Origin of the sequence: Enterobacter cloacae complex sp. OE43NF, from assembly GCF_023544405.1 — a bacterium.
GTDB classification, from domain to species: Bacteria; Pseudomonadota; Gammaproteobacteria; order Enterobacterales; family Enterobacteriaceae; genus Enterobacter; species Enterobacter cloacae.
Genome location: NZ_JAMJFW010000144.1, coordinates 1 through 932 on the forward strand (window position 1 = coordinate 1; position 932 = coordinate 932).

Genomic DNA, 932 nt, shown 5'->3' on the forward strand with positions numbered 1-932 from the left:
TATGACACCCCGACTCGCCACTACGCACACGTAGACTGCCCAGGCCACGCCGACTATGTTAAAAACATGATCACCGGTGCTGCGCAGATGGACGGCGCGATCCTGGTAGTAGCTGCGACTGACGGCCCAATGCCTCAGACTCGTGAGCACATCCTGCTGGGTCGTCAGGTAGGCGTTCCTTACATCATCGTGTTCCTGAACAAATGCGACATGGTTGATGACGAAGAGCTGCTGGAACTGGTAGAGATGGAAGTTCGTGAACTGCTGTCTCAGTACGATTTCCCAGGCGACGATACCCCAATCGTTCGTGGTTCTGCTCTGAAAGCGCTGGAAGGCGACGCAGAGTGGGAAGCGAAAATCATCGAACTGGCTGGCTACCTGGATTCTTACATCCCAGAACCAGAGCGTGCGATTGATAAGCCATTCCTGCTGCCAATCGAAGACGTATTCTCCATCTCCGGTCGTGGTACCGTTGTTACCGGTCGTGTAGAGCGCGGTATCATCAAAGTTGGTGAAGAAGTTGAAATCGTTGGTATCAAAGAGACTGCGAAGTCTACCTGTACTGGCGTTGAAATGTTCCGCAAACTGCTGGACGAAGGCCGTGCTGGTGAGAACGTTGGTGTTCTGCTGCGTGGTATCAAACGTGAAGAAATCGAACGTGGTCAGGTTCTGGCGAAGCCAGGCTCAATCAAGCCACACACCAAGTTCGAATCTGAAGTGTACATCCTGTCCAAAGACGAAGGCGGCCGTCATACTCCGTTCTTCAAAGGCTACCGTCCACAGTTCTACTTCCGTACAACTGACGTGACCGGTACCATCGAACTGCCAGAAGGCGTAGAGATGGTAATGCCAGGCGACAACATCAAGATGGTTGTGACTCTGATCCACCCAATCGCGATGGACGACGGTCTGCGTTTCGCAATCCGTGAAGG

The 932-nt window shown here is 53.0% G+C and carries 1 protein-coding gene; it reads left to right on the top strand.

Annotated elements, in window-relative coordinates; translation table 11 throughout:
• Nucleotides 1-932 (top strand): elongation factor Tu (gene tuf / locus M8370_RS23395; protein ID WP_097540861.1); only part of this gene is annotated, 932 nt, incomplete at both ends.